This window comes from Nocardioides marmoraquaticus (assembly GCF_054777915.1).
The window spans coordinates 135,137-155,472 of sequence record NZ_BAAHAA010000004.1; the positions used below are offsets into that span (position 1 = coordinate 135,137).

Genomic DNA, 20,336 nt, shown 5'->3' on the forward strand with positions numbered 1-20,336 from the left:
CCGCAGCGCTCGGGGGCGTCGGTAGCATCCCGGGGTGATGCGTGCCCGAGGCCTGACCCCGCGGTCGGGACCCTCGGCACCCGCGCTCCGGACGGCGGTCGCCCGCGCGGTGCTGCTGCTGGGGGTGGTCGGCGGCCTGCTCGTCGCCCCGCTCGCGAACCAGCCGGCCGGCGCCGCCGTGGCACCCGACGACGACGCCGAGGCGACGCCGCTGACGGTGCGGCTGAGCGCCATGAGCCCGGCCGTCGTGCAGCCGCGCGGGTCCCTGGTGCTCGCCGGGTCGGTGCGCAACGACTCCGACGAGGTCTGGACCGACGTCAACGTCGCGCCCTTCGTCGGCGACGCCCCGATCACCTCGCGCGCCGAGCTCGGCCTCGCCGCCGACACCCCCGAGGAGACGACGGTCGGCAGCCGCCTCGACGCCCCGGGCACGTTCGTGGGGGTGGGCGACCTGGTGCCGGGCGAGGAGCTCGACTTCCGGCTCACGGTGCCGCGCACGGAGCTGCCCCCCGCGTCCGCGCCCGGGGTCTACTGGGTCGGCGCCCACGCCCTCGGCACCAGCTCGCAGGGCCGCGACGGCGTCGCCGACGGCCGGGCCCGGACGTTCGTCCCGGTGCTGCCGGAGACGGCCGCGTCCACCTCCGGCCGCGGCGTGACCGTCGAGCGCGACGGCGGCACCACCGCGGCGGCCGACCAGCGGCAGGCCGCCGCCGACGCCGTGCCGGTCTCCCTGGTGCTGCCGCTGCGCGAGACCGCGCTGCGGGGGTCCGACGGCAGCCTCCTCGACCCCGCCCGCTGGGTCGAGGTCAGCGGGGTCGACGGACGGCTCGACCGGATCTCGCGCTTCGCCGCCACCGCCGACGACCGCCCGCTCGGCTGGCTGCTCGACCCCGGTGTCATCGACGCGCTCTCCGACCTCGGGCAGGGCAACCCGCCGCTGTCGCTCGGCCCCCGGGAGCGGGTGAGCGGCCCCGCGGAGCCGTCGCCGAGCGAACCGGACAGCTCCTCGGGCAGCTCCGCGGGCAGCCCCTCCGACGCGCCCTCCGGGAGCGCCACCGCCTCGCCCAGCGGGTCGGGCAGCGGCTCGCCCAGCGGCTCGCCGTCGGTCCAGGACCCGCCCGACGACGACGTCCTCGCCCAGCAGCCGGCTCCCGACGACCCGGAGGCCACCGACGACCTCGGTGACAGCGGCGTGCCCGACCAGGCGGCGGCCGCTGCCGCCCGGGCCCTGCTCGACCGGCTGCTCGGTCAGCTCGACGACGGCAGCGTGCTCGCGCTGCCCTACGCCGACGCCGACGCGATGGCGCTCGCCCGCACCGCGCCCGGCATGCTCGACCGGGCGGTGGCGCAGACCCGGGCCACGCTCGACGTGCGTGGTCTCGAGGGCCGCCCCGTCCTCGCACCGCCGACGGGGCGCATCGACCCCACCGTGCTCGACGACGTCCCGACCGACGTCGGCCTGCTCGCCAGCGACCGGGGCGACCTCGACGGCCCGGTCAGCGGCCGCGTCGACGACCGCGACCTGCTGCTCGCCGACGCGCGCGTCGGGCGCGGCGGACCGGAGCCCACCCCGGCGCTCGACCCGCTCGCGCTGCGCCAGCGCCTGGTCGCGGAGACCTGGCTCGAGAGCACAACCGCGAGCGACGCCGGCACCGACCCCCGACCCCTGGTGGTGGCACTCCCGTCGGGCTGGGACCCGGGCGCCGACTGGGCGTCCTCCGACTTCTTCGACGCCCTCGACGTGCCGTGGCTGCGCTGGGAGGCGCCGCCCACGAGTGACGAGAGCGTCGACGACGCGCTGTCCTACCCCCGCTCGACCGCCACCCGCGAGGTGTCGGCGACGGCGGTCGCGGCCGCCCGCGAGCTGGCCCGCAGCGGGGGCGTGCTGCACGACCTGCTCGCCAACGACAACGACGTGCTGCCGCGGGTCGACGGCGCCGCGCTGCAGACGGTGTCGTACGGCGCCCGCGCCCGGCCGCGGCGTGCCCTCGACTCGGCGACCGGACTGACCCGCACGCTGCAGGACGACCTGTCGCGGGTCAGCATCCTCGGCACCGACTTCTTCACCCTCTCCAGCGGCAGCGGCACGGTGACCATCACGGTCGTCAACGGCCTGTCGCAGCCGGTCACGGTGGGCATCGGCGCCCGGGCCGACGCCGGGGTGGAGGTCGGCCCGGTCGAGCCGCTCGCGCTGGGTCCGGAGCAGCGCGGCACCGTGCGGGTCCCGGTCAGCAGCGACCAGGGCGTGCACGACGTGGGCCTCGTCCCGGTCACCGCCGGCGGCGAGCCGGCCGGCACCCCCTTCGACTTCGTGCTGCGCACCAGCCAGGTCGGCCGCACCGTCTGGTACGTCATGGCCGGCGGTGCCGCCCTGTTCCTGGTGACCCTGCTGCGTCGGCTGTGGCTGCGGATGCGCGACGGCCGCCGGCTGCGAACCCGCGCCACGCAGGCCCGGGAGGAGGGCGCGTGAGCAGCGACGACGAGCGCGAGGCGCGCTCGCTGCTGAGCAGCAGCGCGGTGATGGCCGCGGGCACCGTGGTGTCGAAGGCCAGCGGCTACGTGCGCGGCGTGCTGCTGGTGGCCGCGCTGGGGGCCGGCCTGCACGCCGACCAGTTCACCATCGCCAACACCGTCCCCAACATGCTCTACATCCTGCTGGCGGGCGGCGTCATCAACGCCGTGCTCGTGCCGCAGCTGGTGCGCTCGATGCGCAACGACCCCGACGGCGGCGAGGCCTACGTCAACCGCGTCATGACGCTGGCGGCGCTCTTCCTCGGCGTGGTGACGGTGCTGCTCGTGATCGGCGCGCCATGGCTGATGGGGCTCTACCTCGACGGCCGCTACGACGGCCCCGAGCTGGCCGAGCAGCGCGAGAGCGTGGTCGCGTTCGCCCGCTACTGCCTGCCGCAGGTGTTCTTCTACGGCATGTTCGTGCTGGTCGGGCAGGTGCTCAACGCCCGCCGCCGCTTCGGTCCGATGATGTGGGCACCGATCGCCAACAACGTGGTCGCGGTGCTCGTGCTCGTCGTCTACCTCGTCGCCCACGGGCCCGTCCCGCGCTCGGAGCTGTCGTCGGCCTTCGACCCCGGCCAGGAGGCGCTGCTCGGCCTGGGCTCGACCCTCGGCATCGTCGTGCAGCTGCTGGTGCTGGTGCCCTACCTGCGCGCGGCCGGCGTCCGGTTCCGCCCGCGCCTCGACCTCCGTGGCACCGGGCTCGGCCACACCCTGCGCCTCGGCGTCTGGACGCTGCTCTTCGTCCTGGTCAACCAGGTCGCCTACACCGTGGTCGTGCGGCTGGCCAGCTCCGGCACGGCCGCCGCGGCGCTCGAGGGCAGCGGCGGCGGCACCGGCTACACCGTCTACTCCAACAGCTTCCTCATCACGATGGTCCCCCACTCGATCATCACGGTCTCGCTGGCCACCGCGGTGCTCCCGCTGCTGTCGTCATACGCCGCCCAGGGCGAGCTCGCCGCGCTCGGCCGGCAGGTCAGCAAGACGCTGCGCTCGGCCCTCGCGCTGGTGGTACCGGCGGCGGTGCTGCTGGCGCTGACGTCGCTGGCGCTGGCCCAGGTGCTCTTCGACTGGGGCGCGGGCGGCGCGTCGTACGCGTCGTTCGCCCCGACGATGGCGCTGTTCGGCATCGGCGTGGTGCTGTTCACCGCCCACTACCTCGCGCTGCGCGGCTTCTACGCCATGGAGCAGACCCGCCGGGTCTTCTGGATCCAGTGCGTCATCGCCACCGTCAACGTCGGCGCCGCCGTGGTGCTGGTGCGCGGTGCGAGCCCGGCCGACACGGCCCCCCGCCTGGTCACGGCCTACGTGCTGGCCTACGCCGTCGGCGTCGCGGTCTCGTGGGCCGTGCTGAGGCGCACGGTCGGCGACGTGGCGCTGCGCCACCTGGTGCGCTTCCTGGTCCGGCTCGCGCTCGCGGTGGGCGTCGCCGCCCTCGTCGGCTGGGCGGCGCGGCTGGGGGTCCTGACGATGCTGCCGGCCGACGCCGCCGACCGCACCAAGGCCCAGGCCCTGCTCGAGCTGGTGCTGGTGGGCGCCGCCTTCGGCCTGGCCTACCTGGGCACCGCCCGCGTGCTGCGGCTGGCTGAGGTCGAGGAGGTCGTGAGCCTGGTCACGAGGCGGCTGCGGCCCGGTCGCTGACGCACAGCACCGGCCCCCCACGCGCCCCACAGGCCTCACGGACCACCCGCGCGGTTCGGCCCGGGGGCCTACAGTGGACCTCGCCCATGTCCCCGAGGGGCGCCTGCCCGGTGCCCGCGAGGAGCACCGTGACCAGCACGAGCGCCGGATCCGTCGGACCCGGCACCGTGCTCGCCGGGCGCTACCGGCTCGAGGACCTGCTCGTCGAGAGCTCGGGGGCGTGGTTCTGGCGCGCTACCGACACCGTGCTGGCCCGCAGCGTGGCGGTGCACGCGGTCGGCAGCGACGACGACCGCGCTCCCCTGATGCTCGACGCCGCGCGGCTCTCGGCCACCGTCAACGACGCCCACCTGCTGCGCGTGCTCGACTGCGCCGAGGAGGGCCCGGTCTGCTGGGTGGTGCACGAGTGGGGCGAGGGCCTCTCGCTCGACCTCATGCTCGAGCGGGGCCCGCTCGCCCCGACCCGGGCCGCGTGGCTGGCCCAGGAGGTGGCCGACGCGATCGCCGCGGGCCACGCCCAGGGCGTCGCCCACGGCCGGCTCAACCCCGAGGCCGTCCTGGTCACCCACTCCGGGTCGGTCAAGCTCATCGGCTACGTCGTCGACGCCTCGCTGCACCGCGACCCGCCGACCAGCCCGGTCTACGGCGAGCTCGACGCCCGCGAGGCCGACGTCATCGACGTCGCCGGGGTGCTGTACGCCGCGCTCACCGGCCGCTGGCCCGGCGTGGCCGAGTCGTCGGTGCCGCCGGCCCCGCTCGACGCCGGGCGTCCGCTGCGGCCGCGCCAGGTCCGCGCCGGCGTCCCGCGGGCGCTCGACGCGATCTGCGAGCGGGTGCTGCACCGCGACGGCGCCCGCCACGAGCTGCCCATCGAGAGCGCCCACGAGCTGGCGGCGACGCTCGCCGACGTCACCGACCGGGGTGGCCAGCACCCCGGCCGGGTCGCGATCGACGGCCCCGACGACCTCCAGGAGGAGCCGACCGCCGTCATCTCGCGGGCCGCGCTCGCCGAGGAGGCCCGCCGCCGGGCGCCCGGCGCCGCGGCCGCAGCGGCGTACGACCAGGCGGCCGGGGGTGCCGTCCCCGACCCCGACGACCCCGGCGACTCCAGTGACCCCGGCGACCCCGGCGACCCTGATGACCCCGAGACCACGCAGACCGTGGTCGGCGTCGACACCGGCGAGCTCGAGGCCACCCAGGCCGCGGTGCCCGCCGTCCCCGCCAGCGACGCCCCGGCCACCGACGCCCCGGCCACCGGCACCCAAGCCACCGACACCCAGGGCGACCCAGGACCGGGCGACGAGCAGGCCGCCCGCGTAGAGCCCCCGCCACCGCCGCCGTTCCTCGACTCCCCCGAGCGGCCGCTGTTCTCCGAGTTGCGACGGCGCGTGCCCACGGCGGCCGCCGCCACCGCTCCCGCCTGGGGCACCGGCGAGCAGGCCGCCGCCGGCACGACCACCACCGGCACGAGCACCACCGGCACGACCACCACCGGCACCCACGGCGGTGCGGGAGCCGGGGGCCCGGAGTCCTGGCCCTACGAGCGCGACGACGAGCCCCGGCCGGCCACCCAGGACCACCACGAGGGGCGCGGCTGGCTGCGCACCGCGGTCGCGGTCGGGCTGCTGCTGGTGACCGGTCTCGCGGTCGTGGTGGCGTTCTCCCTCGGCCGCGGCGGGAGCCTGCCCCTGGTGGGCGGTGACGACGGCGGTGAGGAGTCCCCGTCGGCCTCCGCCTCCGCCCAACCGGTGCGGATCCAGGCCGTCACCGACGTCGACCCGCCGCCCGCGGGCAACGGCGAGGAGAACCCCGACACCGTCGGCAACGTCATCGACGGCGACCCCGCCACGTCGTGGACGACGGTCACCTACTACAACCGTCCCGACCTCGGCGGCCTGAAGCCGGGCGTCGGCCTGATGCTCGACCTCGGCTCCGACCAGCAGGTCGGCTCGCTCACGGCACGCTTCGGCCAGGCCGGCACCGGCTTCTCGGTGTACGCCGCCCCCGAGGGCGTCACCGCTGCGCCCACCGGCCCGGACGCCATGCGCCAGGTCGGCAACGCCGACGGCGCCGGCGAGCGGGCCACCGTCGAGCTCGAGGGCGCCCCGACCACCCGCTTCGTGCTGCTGTGGCTGACCACCCTGCCCGCCTCGCCCGACGGCTACCAGGGCGAGGTCGCCGAGGTGCAGCTGCGCTCCTGACCGGTCCCCGGCGCGCGGGGTCGTGGTCGGGCCGGTGGTGCGCCACAGTGGTGGCGTGAGCGCTCAGGCCGGTGGCGGACCCACGGACGCCGCCCTGCTCCGCGCCCACGTCGACGGCGACCCCGACGCCTTCGCGACCCTCGTCGCCCGCCACCGCGACCGGCTGTGGGCCGTCGCCGTCCGCACCACCGGCGACCGCGAGGAGGCGGCCGACGCCCTGCAGGACGCCCTGGTCTCAGCCTTCCGCCGCGCCGGCTCGTTCCGCGGTGACGCGGCGGTCACCACCTGGCTGCACCGCATCGTCGTCAACGCCTGCCTCGACCGGCTGCGCCGCAGCGGCGTACGACGCGCCGACCCGCTGCCCGAAGACCTCGACGACCGGCCCGACCTCGTGGTCCCGACGACACCGGACGGCGACCCCGAGCGGCGGGTGCTCTCCGCCGAGGTGCGCGACCGGGTGCACGCGGCGCTCCGCGAGCTGCCGGAGGAGCAGCGCACCTGCCTGGTGCTCGTCGACCTCGAGGAGTGGTCGGTGACCGAGGTGGCGGCGCGGCTGGGGGTCCCGACCGGCACCGTCAAGAGCCGCTGCCACCGTGGCCGCGCCAGACTGGCGGCGCTGCTGCCCGACCTCGCGGGCCCCCACGGAACCCCCGAGGACCCCGGTGCGTCCCATCCCGCGACCCGCCCTGCTGCCCGACCGACCGGAGGTGACCCCGCGTGAACGAGCAGGACCGCGTGCGTCGCCTGCTCGGCGACCTCGGCGCCACCGACGACACCACCCCGCCCGCGATGCCCGCCGACCTCGCTGCCCGGCTCGACGACCGCCTCGCCGAGCTCTCCCGCGAGCGCGTGACCGGGCACCCCGACCCCGCGGCTGACCCTCCTCCCGGGCCGACCCCGGGACCGTCGGACGGCGACGCTGTCGTGCTGCCGCTGCGCCGCCGGCTCGCGCCCGTGCTGGTGGCCGCGGCCCTCGTGCTCGCGACCGGCGGCGCCGTGGTGGCCCTCCGGCAGCTCGGCGACGGCACCGGCAGCAACGACTCCGCTGCCGGCGGCTCGTCGGCGGCCGGCTCGACGGCCGACGAGTCCAGCAGCGACGGTGGCAGCGACGGTGGCAACGACGGTGACGCCACCGGCGAGCCGGAGGCGCTCGACGCACCCTCGCCCGACGACGGCGCGGGCGGCGGCTCGGGTGACAGCGACGGTGGCAGCGACGGTGGCAGCGACAGCGGCTCCGGCACCCGCATGACGCCCGCGCCGTACCTCACCGCCGCCGGGTTCGCCGCCGACGCCCGTGCCCTGGTGCGCGACGGCGAGGTGGCGACCGGCTCCGACGCCGAGCAGGACGCCACCGAGCGCGACCGCGTGGAGGGCTCCGGCTGCGCCGTGCCTCCGGCCGACCGCGGTGCCGCCACCCTGGTGTCGCTCGACGGCGACCCCGCCGTCCTCGTGGTGGGCGAGGCACGGGGCGACGAGCAGGTCGTCGAGCTGCGCGGGTGCCTCGGCCGGGTGCTCGACGAGACCACCGTGCCGGCCCGCTGACCGGCGCCACCCCCGATACTGGACGGGTGAGCGATCCCGCCCCCCGCCGTGTCCAGGCCCAGGTCGAGCTCCAGGTGAGCGAGCGCGCCGAGCTGGTGTGGTCGGTCGCGGTGGCCGACGACGTGCCGCGCGAGCACGAGCACCTCGAGGTGACCGTCGACGGCACGCCGGTCGAGGTGCGCGAGCAGCGCGTCGCCGACGCCGGCCGGCTCCACGTCGTCACCGCCCCGCCCGGCCGCCTCGTGCTGTCGTACGCCGCCACGGTGACGGGCCGCGCCGCGCCCGCGGTGGTCGACCCGGTCGACGACATCGTCTTTCGTCGGCCGAGCCGCTACGCCGAGTCCGACGAGCTCGGCCCGACGGCGTGGGCGCAGTTCCAGCACCTCGACGGCAAGCCGCTGCTCGACGCCGTCAGCTCGTGGGTCGGCACGCAGCTCTACTACGTCAGCGGCTCCAGCCGGCCCACCGACGGCGCCACGCAGACGCTGCTGGCCCGCCAGGGCGTGTGCCGCGACTTCGCGCACCTCGTCATCGCCATGCTGCGCGCGCGCAACGTGCCGGCCCGCCTGGTGTCGGTCTACGCCCCCGGCCTCGCGCCGATGGACTTCCACGCCGTCGTCGAGGCCGCGATCGACGGCCGGTGGTGGGTCGTCGACGCCACCGCGCTGGCGCCGCGTCCGGCGCTGGTGCGCATCGCCTCGGGTCGCGACGCCTCCGACACGGCGTTCCTCACGGTGCAGTCGGGCCGGGCCGACCTGGTCTCGATGTCGGTCGACGCCGTGGTCGACGGCGACCTGCCCGCCGACGACGTCGACCGACTGGTCGCGCTCGGCTGAGCGAGCGGCCGGGCGGCGGGAACACCCGCTGCCTAGGATGCGTTGACGCCCCCGTACGACCGATCCACCACGAACCGACCTCATCGAGGAGCACCAGTGAGCCAGCAGCGCGACGTCATCATCGTGGGTTCCGGCCCCGCGGGCTACACCGCCGCGGTGTACGCCGCCCGCGCCGGCCTGCAGCCGCTCGTCTTCGAGGGCTCGGTGACCGCCGGCGGCGCGCTGATGAACACCACCGAGGTGGAGAACTTCCCCGGCTTCCGCGACGGCATCCAGGGCCCCGCCCTGATGGACGAGATGCGCGCCCAGGCCGAGCGCTTCGGCGCCGAGCTGGTCGCCGACGACGTCACCGCCCTCGACCTGACCGGCGAGACCAAGGTCGTGCGCACCGAGGAGGGCGAGTTCACCGCCCGCGCGGTGATCCTCGCGATGGGCTCGGGCTACCGCAAGCTCGACCTGCCCGACGAGGACCGGCTCTCCGGCCACGGCGTCAGCTGGTGCGCGACCTGCGACGGCTTCTTCTTCCGCCAGCAGCACATCGCCGTGGTCGGCGGCGGCGACTCGGCCATCGAGGAGGCGACCTTCCTGTCGCGGTTCGGCTCCAAGGTGACGCTGATCCACCGCCGCGACGAGCTCCGCGCCTCCAAGATCATGCAGGAGCGCGCCTTCGCCGACGACAAGATCGAGTTCGCCTGGAGCTCGGAGGTGGCCGAGATCCACGGCGACGACAAGCTCACGGGCGTGACCCTGCGCGACACCACCACGGGCGAGACGCGGTTGCTCGACGCGACCGGCCTGTTCATCGCCATCGGCCACGACCCGCGCTCCGAGCTGGTCAAGGGCCAGGTGCGGCTCGACGACGAGGGGTACGTCCTCGTCGACCACCCGTCCACCAAGACCGACGTCCCCGGCGTCTTCGCCTGCGGCGACCTCGTCGACCACCACTACCGCCAGGCCATCACCGCGGCCGGCACCGGCTGCGCGGCCGCGCTCGACACCGAGCGCTACCTCGCCGACCTCGACTTCGCCGCCTCCACCCCAGCAGGCGCGGCCGGAGTCGGTGCCGCGGGCTGAGGGAACACGCTGCGCCCCGCCCTTGTTCAGACCAGACACCACGCCACACCCCGAGGAGCACACATGAGCAACCTGCCCAAGGTCACTGACGACACCTTCGAGTCCGAGGTGCTGAAGTCCGACAAGCCCGTGCTGGTCGACTTCTGGGCCGAGTGGTGCGGTCCGTGCCGCCAGGTCAGCCCGATCCTCGACGAGCTCAACGCCGCCCACGGCGACAAGATCTCGTTCGTCGCCATGAACGTCGACGAGAACCCCGTCACGCCGTCCAGCTACCGCGTGACCGGCATCCCGACGCTCAACGTCTACCAGGGCGGCGAGGTCGTCAAGCAGATCGTCGGCGCCCGCCCCAAGGCCGCGCTGCTCAAGGAGCTCGACGAGTTCATCGCCTGAGCCCCACCGGCTCGCGACACCACGCCAGGCCCTCCCGCGTCACGGACGCGGGAGGGCCTTCGGCGTGGTCTATCGTCGGCTCGATGGACGCCCCCTGCCGCCGCGGTGACTCCGGTGCCGTCGTCACCCAGGTGACGGCGATGCTGCAGCGTCTCGGCCTGCTCGAGTCCACGACCGACACCTTCGACGAGGCCTGCGAGCTCGCGGTGCGCGACTTCCAGCAGCAGCGCGGCCTCATCGTCGACGGGGTCGTCGGCCACGAGACCTTCCGGCGCCTCGACGAGGCCCGCTGGCGCCTCGGCGACCGCATCCTGACCCACCTGCCCGGCGACCTGCTCGTCGGCGACGACGTCACCACCCTGCAGCGCCGGCTGCTCGACCTCGGGTTCGGCGTGCTGCAGGTCGACGGCTACTTCGGGCCCGAGACCGAGGCGGCGCTCGCCGAGTTCCAGCGCAACACCGGCCTGCCGCCCGACGGCACCTGCGGCCCGGCCACGCTCAAGGCGCTGGCCCGGCTCGCGCCGATCGTGCGCGGCGGCACCCCCGGGGCGCTGCGCGATGCCGAGCACATCCGCGACGTCGGACCCAACCTGTCGGGCCGCACCGTGGTGATCGACGTCGGCCGGCCCGACCTGGTCCCCGCCGAGGTCGCGGGCGTGCACGACGAGGTGCTGGCCGACCTCGCCCGCCGCGTCGAGGGGCGCCTGGTCGCGATCGGCGTCCAGGCCTACCTCAGCGGGCTCGGTCGCCACCCCCAGCCCGACGCCGAGCGGGCCGCCTTCGCCAACCGCACCCGCGCCAACCTGTTCTGCTCGCTCGCGCTCGACTGGTCCGAGAACCTCCAGGCCCGCGGCTGCTCCACCTACTTCTACGGCGGCGCCGACCCGGCGTCGTGGTCGTCGGCCGGCGAGCGCTTCGCCGGGCTCGTGCAGCGCGAGGTCGTCGCCCGCTCCGGGCTGCTCGACCTGCGCAGCCACGCCAAGGCCGGCGACCTGCTGCGGGGCACGGCGATGCCTGCGGTGCGCCTCGACGTGGGCTACCTCAGCCACCCCGGCGACCGGGTCAAGCTCGAGGACCCCGCCTTCCGCGACACCCTGGCCGAGGGGCTGGTGGTGGCGATCCAGCGGTTCTACCTCACTCCCGACGCCGACGCCCACACCGGCGTGCTGACCTACCGCGACCTGCGCGAGGCCTACAGCTCATGAGGTCGGGGAGGCTCACGCAGTGCCGCAGGTGAGCGCGGAGGCGTGGGTGCCGGTCGCGCCCGAGGCGGCGTTCGCCGTCAGCCAGACCACGGGCGAGCTGCGGCTGCGCTGGGACCCGTTCATCAAGGCCCAGCGGCTGATCGACGCCGACCGAGCGGGTGTGGGCGTCCGCACCTGGACCCACGCCCGCGTCGGGCCGAAGATGGTCAGCCGCTACGTCTCCTACCGCCCACCCACCTCGGTCGGCATGACGATGGAGTCGGGCCCGTGGTTCTTCGCGTCCTTCGGGGGCGGCTGGCGGTTCACCCCCGAGACCCGCGACGGCACCGACGGCACGCTGGCCTCATGGAAGTACACCTTCCGCACCCAGCCCTCCTGGCTCTCCCCCGTCGCCGACCCGATCGGCACCCGGCTGCTGGGACGCGAGATCCGGGCCCGCATCGCCGCCTTCGCCAAGGCCTGCCGCGACCCCGAGACCGTCGCCGCCGCGACCGGCTCCTAGTCGGGCTCTGTCGCCTGGCGCGGCACCGGCTGCGGCTGGGGGCGCACCGGGGCGAGCAGCCGGTCGCGGGCGCGACCGAGGTTGCGCCCGAGGCCACGCTCGAGGTCACGCAGCGTCGAGCGCAGGTCCATCCGCATCCGCGGGTGCACCGGGTGGGGCCGGGCGGTCCGGAAGCCCACCGCCAGCAGGAAGTCGGTCGGCACCACGCACGCGGCGTCGCCGGCCGGGCCACCGAAGGCCTCCACCGCGCGGACGTCGGCGCGCACCAGGTCCTTGGCCATCCCCTGCACCAGCAGCCGGCCGAGCCCGCCGCCGCGGTGGGCCGGGTCGACGTACGTCTCGGTCAGCACCACGGCGTCCTCGCCGACCGGTGAGGTCGGGAAGCCGACCGCGCCGGGCACGTGCGCCGGCGGCGCCCACAGCGCGTGCCCCACCACGACCCCGTCGACCGTCACGACGCGCCCGCAGGAGCCCCACTCGCGCAGCACCTCGGAGACCCAGGCCGCCTTCTCCTCGGCCTCGTGGCCGCGCACCTCGCGGCGGCGCACCGGGTCGAGCTCCCAGAACACGCAGTCGGACCCGGCCGGCAGCGCGGCCAGGTGGTCGACGGTCAGCCGTTCGGTGCGGCGGCTCATGGCTCCATGGTGCCGCTAGGCCCGGCGGGTGGCCAGGAACTCCCCGATGCGGCCGATGGCCTCGGTGAGCGTCTCGAGGTCGGGCAGCGTGACCAGCCGGAAGTGGTCGGGCTCGAACCAGTTGAACCCAGTGCCGTGGGTGACCAGGATCTTCTTGGCCCGCAGCAGGTCGATGACGAACGCCTCGTCGTCCTTGATCGGGTAGACCTCCGGGTCGAGCCGTGGGAAGCAGTAGAGCGCTCCGCGCGGCTCGACGCAGCTGACGCCCTCGATCTCGTTGAGCAGTCGTGACGCGGTCGTGGACTGCTCGTAGAAGCGGCCGCCGGGCCCGATGTACTCGTTGATCGACTGGTAGCCGCCCAGCGCGGTCTGGATCGCGTGCTGGGCCGGCACGTTGGCGCACATGCGCATGTTGGCGAGCAGGGTCAGGCCCTCCAGGAAGCTGCTGGCCACGTGCTTGGGCCCCGACACCATCACCCACCCGGCGCGGTAGCCGCAGACGCGGTAGGCCTTCGAGAGCCCCGAGAAGGTCAGGCACAGCACGTCGTCGCCGGCGTACGCCGCCGTGTGGTGGTGCTGGGCGTCGTCGAAGAGGATCTTCTCGTAGATCTCGTCGCTCATCAGCACCAGCTCGTGGCGTCGCGCGATGTCGACCAGGCCCTTGACCGTCTCCTCGCTGTAGACCGCGCCGGTGGGGTTGTTGGGGTTGATCACCACCAGCGCCTGGGTGTTCGGGGTGATCTTGGACTCGATGTCGTCGAGGTCGGGGTCCCACCCGTTGGTCTCGTCGCAGCGGTAGTGCACCGGCACCCCGCCGCACAGGCTCACCGCCCCCGTCCACAGCGGGTAGTCGGGCGCCGGCACCAGGATCTCGTTGCCGTCGTCGACGAACGCCTGCAGCACCAGGCTGATCAGCTCGGAGACGCCGTTGCCGATGAAGACGTCGTCGTTGCTGGTCTCGGTCAGCCCGCGCGACTGGTAGTACTGCGCGACCGCCGTGCGGGCCGAGTAGATGCCGCGGCTGTCGCTGTAGCCCTGGGCCTCGGGCAGGTTGTGCACCATGTCGGCGACGATCGCCTCGGGGGCCTCGAAGCCGAACGGCGCCGGGTTGCCGATGTTGAGCTTGAGGATCTTGTGTCCCTCGGCCTCCAGCCGCTGGGCCTCCACCAGGATCGGGCCCCGGACGTCGTACCGGACGTGCTGCAGCTTGCGGCTCTGGACGATCGGTCGCATGGGGACGAGTCTCGCAGGTGCCCACCCCCGGGCGCGCGCGCCGTGCGACGATGCGCGCCATGCGCGACCTCACCTACCCGCCGATCATCCGCACGGCCCTCGTGGCCTTCAAGGCGCTCGGGCTGAGGTTCCAGACGGACGGCACCGAGCACGTGCCGCGCGACGGCGGCGTGCTGCTGGCCTTCAACCACGTCGGCTACCTCGACTTCGTCCTCGGCGGGTTCGCCGCCCACCCGTCGCGACGCCTGGTCCGCTTCATGGCCAAGCGGGAGGTCTTCGACCACCCCGTCGGCGGCCCGGTGATGCGCTCGATGCACCACATCTCCGTCGACCGCGCCGAGGGCGCGGCCTCGATGGAGGAGGCGCTGCGCTACCTCGAGGACGGCGAGGCCGTCGGGATCTTCCCCGAGGCCACCATCTCGCGCTCCTTCGAGGTCAAGGAGCTGAAGTCGGGCGCCGTCCGCATCGCCGCCGAGGCCGGCGTCCCCCTGGTCCCCGTCGCGCTGTGGGGCACCCAGCGGCTGATGACCAAGCACCACCCCCGCGACTTCTCCCGCGGCAAGACCATCGGCATCCAGGTCGGCGAGCCGATGCACCCGACCGGCGCCGACCCCGCCGCGGAGACCCTGGAGCTGCACTCCCGGCTCAGCGACCTGGTCGCGCGGGCGATCGCGGCGTACCCCGCCGACGAGCAGCCCCCCGGCAGCTGGTGGCTCCCCGCCTCCCACGGCGGCACCGCCCCCACCCCCGCCCGCGCCGCCGAGATGGACGCCGAGGAGAAGGCCGCCCGCGCCGCCCGCAAGGCCGCCAAGCAGGCCGAGCGCGACGCCTGACGTTTCACGTCGAACATCGACCTGTCGCTTCGTCGACCTGTCGCTTCGTCGACCTGTCGCTACGTCGCTTTGTCGACATGTAGATGGTCGCTTCATGACCTCACTCCGCTGCCTGAGGTGCGAGCGGAGCGAACCACGATCCGCTCCCTGAGGTGCGAGCGGAGCGAGCCACGATCCGCTCCCTGAGGTGCGAGCGGAGCGAGCCACGAAGGGGCGGCGCGACCCCTCGCCCAGGGGCTCCGGGCACCTCGACCAGCCAGGGTCGGACGGACGCGACCCCCACGCACTCGCGGGAGAATCGCTCCCACAGAACGACATGTCGACAAAGCGACGTGTCGCTACAACGCTAGATCGGTCGGTCGTCGCGGTTGCGGGGGTCGATGACGGACACGATGCGCTCGAGGTCGGCCAACGAGGCGAACTCGATGGAGATGCGACCCTTCGACCGACCGAGCGCGACCTTGACCCGCGTGTCGAGCCGGTCGCCCAGGCGGTCGCCGATCTCGGCCAGCCCGGGGGCGCTGGGACGGGTGGTCCGTGCCTTGGGGGCGACCTCGTCGTCGACGCCGAGCGACAATAGCTCCTCGAGCGCCCGCACCGAGATGCCCTCGGCGACGACCCGCGTGGCAAGCCGGTCCTGGGCACCCGCATCGCTGACGCCGAGCAGGGCGCGGGCGTGGCCGGCGCTGAGCACACCGGCTCCGACCCGACGCTGCACGGCGGGCGAGAGGTTGAGCAGGCGCAGCGTGTTGCTGATCTGCGGGCGGCTGCGCCCGATGCGGGAGGCGAGCTCCTCGTGGGTGCAGCCGAAGTCGTCGAGCAGCTGGCGGTACGCCGCGGCCTCCTCGAGCGGGTTCAGCTGCGAGCGGTGGAGGTTCTCCAGCAGCGCGTCGCGGAGCAGGTCGTCGTCGCTGGTCTCGCGCACGATGGCCGGGATGGTGTCGAGGCCGGCCTCCTGGGTGGCGCGCCAGCGGCGCTCTCCCATCACCAGCTCGTAGGCCGCATCACCGTCGGCGTCGCCGACGCGGCGCACGACGACCGGCTGCAGCAGCCCGATCTCGCGCACCGAGTGCACCAGCTCGGCCATGTCCTCGGGGTCGAAGACCTGGCGCGGCTGCCGCGGGTTGGGCGAGACCGCGGTCACCGGCAGCTCGGCGAAGTAGGCGCCGGCGACCGGGGCGGGGGCCACCGTGAGGGGTGCCGGGTCGGTCGACACGTCGCTGACCTGCGGCGGAGCGGCCACCGCGACGCCGCCGACCCCGGTGAGAGCCTCGGCCGACGGCGGACCCGCCTGCTCGGGGGGAGCCGTGGGGATCAAGGAGCCGAGGCCCCGGCCGAGGCCGCGTCGTACGGGCTGGTGGGTGCTCACAGGGTGCCTCCGGCGGTGTCAGGAGCGGGGGTGGGTGCGGACGTGCGGGCGGGGGCGCCGCGGCGGGCCACCTCGCGGGCGGCCTCGAGGTAGGACAGCGCCCCGGGGCTTCCGGGGTCGTAGGCGATGACGCTCTGGCCGTAGCTCGGCGCCTCGGAGACACGGACCGAGCGGGGGATCGCGGTGGCGAGCACCTGCTCGCCGAAGTGGCCGCGCACCTCGGCCGCGACGCCCGCCGCGAGGTTGGTGCGGGCGTCGAACATCGTGATGAGGATGGTCGAGACCCGCAGCCGCGCGTTGAGGTGCTGGGTCACCATGTCGACGGTCTCGAGCAGCTGTCCGAGGCCCTCGAGGGCGTAGTACTCCGCCTGGATCGGGATCAGCATCTCGGCCCCGGCCACGAGGGCGTTCAGCGTCAGCAGCCCCAGCGACGGCGGGCAGTCGACGAGCACGTAGTCGAACCGGTCGTCGCCGGCCTCGGCGGCGGTGCCGACCCACGGGTGGGCCGAGATGGCGCGGTGCAGCCGCTGCTCCCGGCCCGACGCGCTGACCAGCTCGATCTCGGCGCCCGCCAGGTCGATGGTGGCCGGCACGCAGAACAGACCCCGGAGCGTGGTGTGCTCCTGCACCACCTCGGCGAGGGGCACCTCGTCGACCAGCACGTCGTACGTCGACGGCGTGCCGCGGCCGTGGTCGACGTCGAGCGCCGTCGAGGCGTTGCCCTGCGGGTCGAGGTCGATCACCAGCACCCGCAGCCCGCCCTGCGCCAGCGCCGCGGCGAGGTTGACGGCCGTGGTGGTCTTGCCGACGCCACCCTTCTGGTTCGCCACGACCATCACGCGGGTGTGGTCGGGGCGCGGCATCGGGTCGACGAAGCGGCGTCCCTGGCGCACCAGCAGCTGGCGCTCGATGGCACGCGCCATGGGGGTGGTCTCGTCGTAGCGCGGTCGCTGGGCGGCGAGGTCGCCGGCCGTCCGCACGGGGGAGGTCATCGGGGGTTCCCTTCGTGTGTTTCACGTGGAACCGCGATGCTCTCACCGAGTCCGGCGTACCTCGACGACCGTGACCGGCGGGTCGAGAAAGTCGACACCGAGCTCGTGCACGGCGGGTTCCGCGAAGCCCTTCCGGCCCCACCGGGTCGTCGCCGCCGCGATCTCCTCGACCGCCGAGGAGCCCTTCATCGCCAGCATCGAGCCACCCCCGGCCACGAGCGGCAGGCACCAGCCGGCGAGCCGGTCGAGCGGGGCGACGGCGCGCGAGGTCACCACGTCGTACGACGCGTCGCGCACCTCCTCGGCGCGACCGCGCCGCACCTCCACCTGCTCGGACAGGCCGAGCTGCTCGACGGCGAGCTCGAGGAAGGTGGTGCGGCGCAGCAGCGGCTCGAGCAGCGTGACGCGCAGGTCGGGCCGCCGCACCGCCATCACGAGACCCGGCAGCCCGGCTCCCGTGCCGACGTCGACGACGTGCGCACCCTCGGGCACCCGGTCGGTCACCACGGCGCAGTTGAGCAGGTGGCGCTCCCACAGCCGCGGCACCTCGCGCGGACCGATCAGCCCCCGGACCGTGGCCTCGTCGGCGAGCAGGGCGGCGTACTGCTCGGCCAGCGCGAGCCGGGAAGCGAACACCCCCCGCGCCGAGTCGGGCGCGGGGGGCGGTGTGGTTCCACGTGAAACGTCGCTCACGCGGGCAGGACCACCACGTGGCGGCGGGGCTCGACGCCCTCGGACTCGGAGCGCAGTCCGGCCTCGGCGACGACGTCGTGCACGACCTTGCGCTCGAAGGGGCTCATCGGGTCGAGGGCCGCCTGCTCACCGCTCTCCTGCACGCGGGCCACCACGTCGCGGGCGAGGGCCTCGAGCTTCTCGCGGCGATCGGCGCGGTGGCCGCTGACGTCGAGCATGAGCCGCGACCGCTCGCCCGTCTCGCGGTAGACCGCGAGGCGCGTCAGCTCCTGCAGCGCCTCGAGCACCTCGCCGCCGTCACCCACGAGCTGGGGCAGCTCGGCGCCGACGACCGACACCGTGGCGCGGTCGCCCTCGACGTCCATGTCGAGGTCGCCGTCGAGGTCGGCGATCTCGAGGAGCTCCTCGAGGTAGTCGGCGGCGACGTCGCCCTCGCGCTCGAGCTGCGAGCGACGACCGCCCTTCTCCTCGGTCGCGTCGAGCGCCTGCTCGGCGCTCTCGCCGGCGCTGTCGTCGGTGTTCTCGTCGGGGGTCAGGTCGGGGGCGGTGCTCACGAGGATCCTCCTGCGGGGTCGTCGCCGGACGTCGCGGGTGGTCGCTGCTGTCGCTGGCCCTGCTGCTGCTGGCGCTGCGACTGCGGCTTGCCCCCCTTGCCGGGCTGCTTCTTGCGCTGGGAGCGCGACTGGTTCTTGGGCTGCTGCCGGGTCGGGGCGGGGCGCTCCTCGACCTGGGTGGCAGCGGGCGTCTGCGCCTCCTCGGGCGGCAGGCCCTTCTTGATGCGCTTGGCCTCGTCACGGGCCTTCTTGGCGCGCTCGGCCTCGGTGTTGGGCGCGGGATTGTTGCGGATGACGTAGAACTGCTGGCCCATCGTCCACAGGTTCGAGGTCGTCCAGTAGAGGATGACGCCGATCGGGAACGCGATGCCGCCGATGCCGAAGACGACGGGCAGCACGTAGAGCAGCAGCTTCTGCTGCTGGGCGAACGGACCGCTGAGCGCCTCGGCCGGCATGTTCTTGCTCATCAGCTGGCGCTGGGTGAGGAAGGTCGTGGCCGTCATCGTCAGGACGAGCACCGCGGCGAAGATCTTGGTGCTGAGGTCGTCGCTGGACAGGAAGGTGTCGGAGAGCTTGGCGCCGAGGAACGTCGCCTCGCCGAACTGCTCGTTGAGGCGCACCGTCATCAGGCCACGGGTCACGTCGGTCTCGCGGGCGGCGCGGTCGAGCACGCGGAAGAGCGCGAAGAAGACCGGCATCTGCACGAGGATCGGCAGGCACGAGGCGAGCGGGTTGGTCTTCGTCTCCTTGAACAGGTTCATCTGTTCCTGGGCGAAGCGCTCGCGGTCGTGACCGTACTTCTCGCGCAGCTCCTTGAGCCGCGGCTGCAGCAGCTGCATGTTGCGGCTCGACTTGATCTGCTTGACGAACAGCGGGATCAGGGCCGCGCGGATGACCAGGGTGAGGCCGATGATCGACAGCGCCCAGGCCCAGCCCGACGCGTCGCCGAAGACGGCACCCCACAGCGCGTGCCAGGCCAGCAGGACCGCGGTGATCAGGTAGTACAGCGGCGTCATGATGAAGCCGCCGAGCGAGCTGAGGGTGTCCACGTCAGGCCTCTCGGGTCACGGAACGGTTCGCAGGGCTGGTCGCAGGGCTGGCCGCAGGGGGATGGGTCTTCACGGTACGGGCGGGCGGCACGAGGTCGACGCCGCCGTCGGCCCAGGGGTGGCACCGGGCCAGGCGGCGCACGGCGAGCCAGGAGCCACGCAGGCTGCCGTGGGTCTGCACCGCGCCCAGGGCATACGCCGAGCAGCTGGGGTAGTAGCGGCACACCTCGCCGTAGAGCGGGCTGATCAGCAGCCGGTAGGCCTTCAGCAGCAGGACGAGGACGTGCTTCACGCGGGCCCCGAAGTCAGCGCAGAAACCGGCACCGGGACCGGCATCGGGACCAGCCGCCCGAGCGCCCGGTCGAGGTCGCGTGCCAGCCCGGCGGCGTCGGAGGCCGCCGCTGACGGCAGGGCGCGCACGACGAGCCGGGTGCCGGGCGGCAGCGCGCCCAGGCGGTCGGCCACGAGGTGACGCAGCCGGCGCTTGACGCGGTTGCGGACCACGGCCGTGCCGACGGCCTTCGAGACCACGAAGCCGGCGGTCACCGGGGCCGCGTCGGTGCCGGGGGCACCGTCGCCGACGCGGGCGTGCACGACGAGGGTCGGTCGACCCTGGCGACGGCCGCGCCGGACCACCTCGCGGAAGTCCGCGGGGGCGGTCAACCGGTGGGTGGCGGGGAGCAACGCTGACGCCGTGGCGTCAGACGGCGACGCTGCTGCGACCCTTGCGGCGGCGCGCCGACAGGATCGCTCGGCCCGCACGGGTGCGCATGCGGAGCCGGAAGCCGTGCTTCTTGTGACGGCGACGGTTGTTGGGCTGGTAGGTGCGCTTGCTCATCTCGGTCACTCCACTGGGGTGCTGGGCGTTCGGTCCACGGCGGCGGTCGCGTGCAGCGCACACGTCAGGGGCATGCGGCACCGGTCGACACGGCCGACCGCCCAACGGTACGCGGTGGCGTTCCGGGGGGTCAATTCAGCGGCGCGGTGCCCGTCCGGTGTGCCGCCCACGGGTGGGGTGGACCGCCTGTGGACCACCGGTTGCTGCCTGTGGATCGTGTTGTTAGCGTCGCCCCTTC

At 74.3% G+C, this 20,336-nt stretch carries 21 protein-coding genes; 11 read left to right on the forward strand and 10 right to left on the reverse strand.

Features of this window, described 5'->3' with window-relative positions; translation table 11 throughout:
• The first annotated feature begins 34 nt into the window (after positions 1 to 34).
• The 10 genes from ACYU8I_RS04600 (at position 35) to ACYU8I_RS04645 (ending at position 11,902) form a co-directional block, all read left to right on the forward strand.
• On the forward strand, positions 35 to 2,470 hold the full coding sequence (locus tag ACYU8I_RS04600) for a hypothetical protein (protein WP_460837958.1): 2,436 nt from the start codon (positions 35 to 37) through the stop codon (positions 2,468 to 2,470).
• Complete coding sequence (murJ, locus tag ACYU8I_RS04605) at positions 2,467 to 4,152, forward strand: murein biosynthesis integral membrane protein MurJ (protein WP_460837961.1); 1,686 nt, start codon at positions 2,467 to 2,469, stop codon at positions 4,150 to 4,152. Before ACYU8I_RS04600 ends, murJ begins: the two co-directional genes overlap by 4 nt.
• Before the next feature lie 128 nt (positions 4,153 to 4,280).
• Positions 4,281 to 6,353: a protein kinase family protein gene (locus ACYU8I_RS04610; RefSeq protein WP_460837963.1), complete on the forward strand. Its 2,073-nt coding sequence runs from the start codon at positions 4,281 to 4,283 to the stop codon at positions 6,351 to 6,353.
• A 55-nt stretch (positions 6,354 to 6,408) separates the two neighbouring features.
• Entirely contained in the window at positions 6,409 to 7,074 is a 666-nt protein-coding gene (gene sigM / locus ACYU8I_RS04615) for an RNA polymerase sigma factor SigM (protein ID WP_460837965.1), read from the forward strand.
• Positions 7,071 to 7,895, forward strand: a complete 825-nt coding sequence (locus ACYU8I_RS04620) for a hypothetical protein (RefSeq protein WP_460837967.1) — start codon at positions 7,071 to 7,073, stop codon at positions 7,893 to 7,895. Before sigM ends, ACYU8I_RS04620 begins: the two co-directional genes overlap by 4 nt.
• A 26-nt stretch (positions 7,896 to 7,921) precedes the next feature.
• Positions 7,922 to 8,731, forward strand: coding sequence for a transglutaminase-like domain-containing protein (locus ACYU8I_RS04625; protein WP_460837969.1), 810 nt, complete (start codon positions 7,922 to 7,924; stop codon positions 8,729 to 8,731).
• Positions 8,732 to 8,827: 96 nt separating this feature from the next.
• The gene (trxB, locus tag ACYU8I_RS04630; RefSeq protein WP_460837971.1) at positions 8,828 to 9,805 is read left to right on the forward strand and encodes a thioredoxin-disulfide reductase; all 978 of its coding nucleotides are present in this window, start codon (positions 8,828 to 8,830) and stop codon (positions 9,803 to 9,805) included.
• Positions 9,806 to 9,868: 63 nt separating this feature from the next.
• On the forward strand, positions 9,869 to 10,195 hold the full coding sequence (gene trxA, locus ACYU8I_RS04635) for a thioredoxin (RefSeq protein WP_460837973.1): 327 nt from the start codon (positions 9,869 to 9,871) through the stop codon (positions 10,193 to 10,195).
• An 83-nt stretch (positions 10,196 to 10,278) separates the two neighbouring features.
• Positions 10,279 to 11,400, forward strand: a complete 1,122-nt coding sequence (locus ACYU8I_RS04640) for an N-acetylmuramoyl-L-alanine amidase (RefSeq protein ID WP_460837975.1) — start codon at positions 10,279 to 10,281, stop codon at positions 11,398 to 11,400.
• Positions 11,401 to 11,419: 19 nt separating this feature from the next.
• Positions 11,420 to 11,902, forward strand: coding sequence for an SRPBCC family protein (locus ACYU8I_RS04645; RefSeq protein WP_460837976.1), 483 nt, complete (start codon positions 11,420 to 11,422; stop codon positions 11,900 to 11,902).
• Here the strand turns inward: ACYU8I_RS04645 and ACYU8I_RS04650 are convergent.
• Both ACYU8I_RS04650 and ACYU8I_RS04655 read right to left on the reverse strand, forming a co-directional pair.
• Positions 11,899 to 12,537, reverse strand: coding sequence for a GNAT family N-acetyltransferase (locus ACYU8I_RS04650; RefSeq protein WP_460837978.1), 639 nt, complete (start codon positions 12,535 to 12,537; stop codon positions 11,899 to 11,901). The two genes, ACYU8I_RS04645 and ACYU8I_RS04650, sit on opposite strands and share 4 nt — an antisense overlap.
• A gap of 15 nt (positions 12,538 to 12,552) precedes the next feature.
• Positions 12,553 to 13,770, reverse strand: coding sequence for a pyridoxal phosphate-dependent aminotransferase (locus ACYU8I_RS04655; RefSeq protein WP_460837980.1), 1,218 nt, complete (start codon positions 13,768 to 13,770; stop codon positions 12,553 to 12,555).
• A 59-nt stretch (positions 13,771 to 13,829) separates the two neighbouring features.
• Here ACYU8I_RS04655 and ACYU8I_RS04660 point away from each other — a divergent pair, with 59 nt between their 5' ends.
• Entirely contained in the window at positions 13,830 to 14,603 is a 774-nt protein-coding gene (locus ACYU8I_RS04660) for a lysophospholipid acyltransferase family protein (RefSeq protein ID WP_460837983.1), read from the forward strand.
• Positions 14,604 to 14,949: 346 nt separating this feature from the next.
• On the opposite strand, the gene ACYU8I_RS04665 is transcribed toward ACYU8I_RS04660, so the two are convergent.
• Genes ACYU8I_RS04665 through rpmH form a run of 8 tightly spaced genes read right to left on the reverse strand, consistent with a single transcriptional unit; the run spans position 14,950 to position 20,098 of the window.
• Positions 14,950 to 15,972 (reverse strand): ParB/RepB/Spo0J family partition protein, encoded by a 1,023-nt coding sequence (locus ACYU8I_RS04665; protein WP_460837985.1) that lies wholly within the window; start codon positions 15,970 to 15,972, stop codon positions 14,950 to 14,952.
• The gene (locus ACYU8I_RS04670) at positions 15,969 to 16,964 is read right to left on the reverse strand and encodes a ParA family protein (protein ID WP_460837987.1); all 996 of its coding nucleotides are present in this window, start codon (positions 16,962 to 16,964) and stop codon (positions 15,969 to 15,971) included. The genes ACYU8I_RS04665 and ACYU8I_RS04670 overlap by 4 nt, the downstream gene beginning before the upstream one ends.
• Positions 16,965 to 17,006: 42 nt before the next feature.
• Positions 17,007 to 17,600, reverse strand: coding sequence for a 16S rRNA (guanine(527)-N(7))-methyltransferase RsmG (rsmG, locus tag ACYU8I_RS04675; protein ID WP_460837989.1), 594 nt, complete (start codon positions 17,598 to 17,600; stop codon positions 17,007 to 17,009).
• Between the two features lie 53 nt (positions 17,601 to 17,653).
• Complete coding sequence (locus ACYU8I_RS04680; RefSeq protein WP_460837991.1) at positions 17,654 to 18,211, reverse strand: Jag family protein; 558 nt, start codon at positions 18,209 to 18,211, stop codon at positions 17,654 to 17,656.
• On the reverse strand, positions 18,208 to 19,227 hold the full coding sequence (yidC, locus tag ACYU8I_RS04685) for a membrane protein insertase YidC (protein WP_460838101.1): 1,020 nt from the start codon (positions 19,225 to 19,227) through the stop codon (positions 18,208 to 18,210). Before yidC ends, ACYU8I_RS04680 begins: the two co-directional genes overlap by 4 nt.
• A gap of 34 nt (positions 19,228 to 19,261) precedes the next feature.
• Positions 19,262 to 19,552, reverse strand: coding sequence for a membrane protein insertion efficiency factor YidD (yidD, locus tag ACYU8I_RS04690; RefSeq protein ID WP_460837993.1), 291 nt, complete (start codon positions 19,550 to 19,552; stop codon positions 19,262 to 19,264).
• Positions 19,549 to 19,944, reverse strand: a complete 396-nt coding sequence (rnpA, locus tag ACYU8I_RS04695; protein ID WP_460837995.1) for a ribonuclease P protein component — start codon at positions 19,942 to 19,944, stop codon at positions 19,549 to 19,551. The genes yidD and rnpA overlap by 4 nt, the downstream gene beginning before the upstream one ends.
• A gap of 16 nt (positions 19,945 to 19,960) precedes the next feature.
• The gene (gene rpmH, locus ACYU8I_RS04700) at positions 19,961 to 20,098 is read right to left on the reverse strand and encodes a 50S ribosomal protein L34 (protein ID WP_460837998.1); all 138 of its coding nucleotides are present in this window, start codon (positions 20,096 to 20,098) and stop codon (positions 19,961 to 19,963) included.
• Between the last annotated feature and the right edge of the window lie 238 nt (positions 20,099 to 20,336).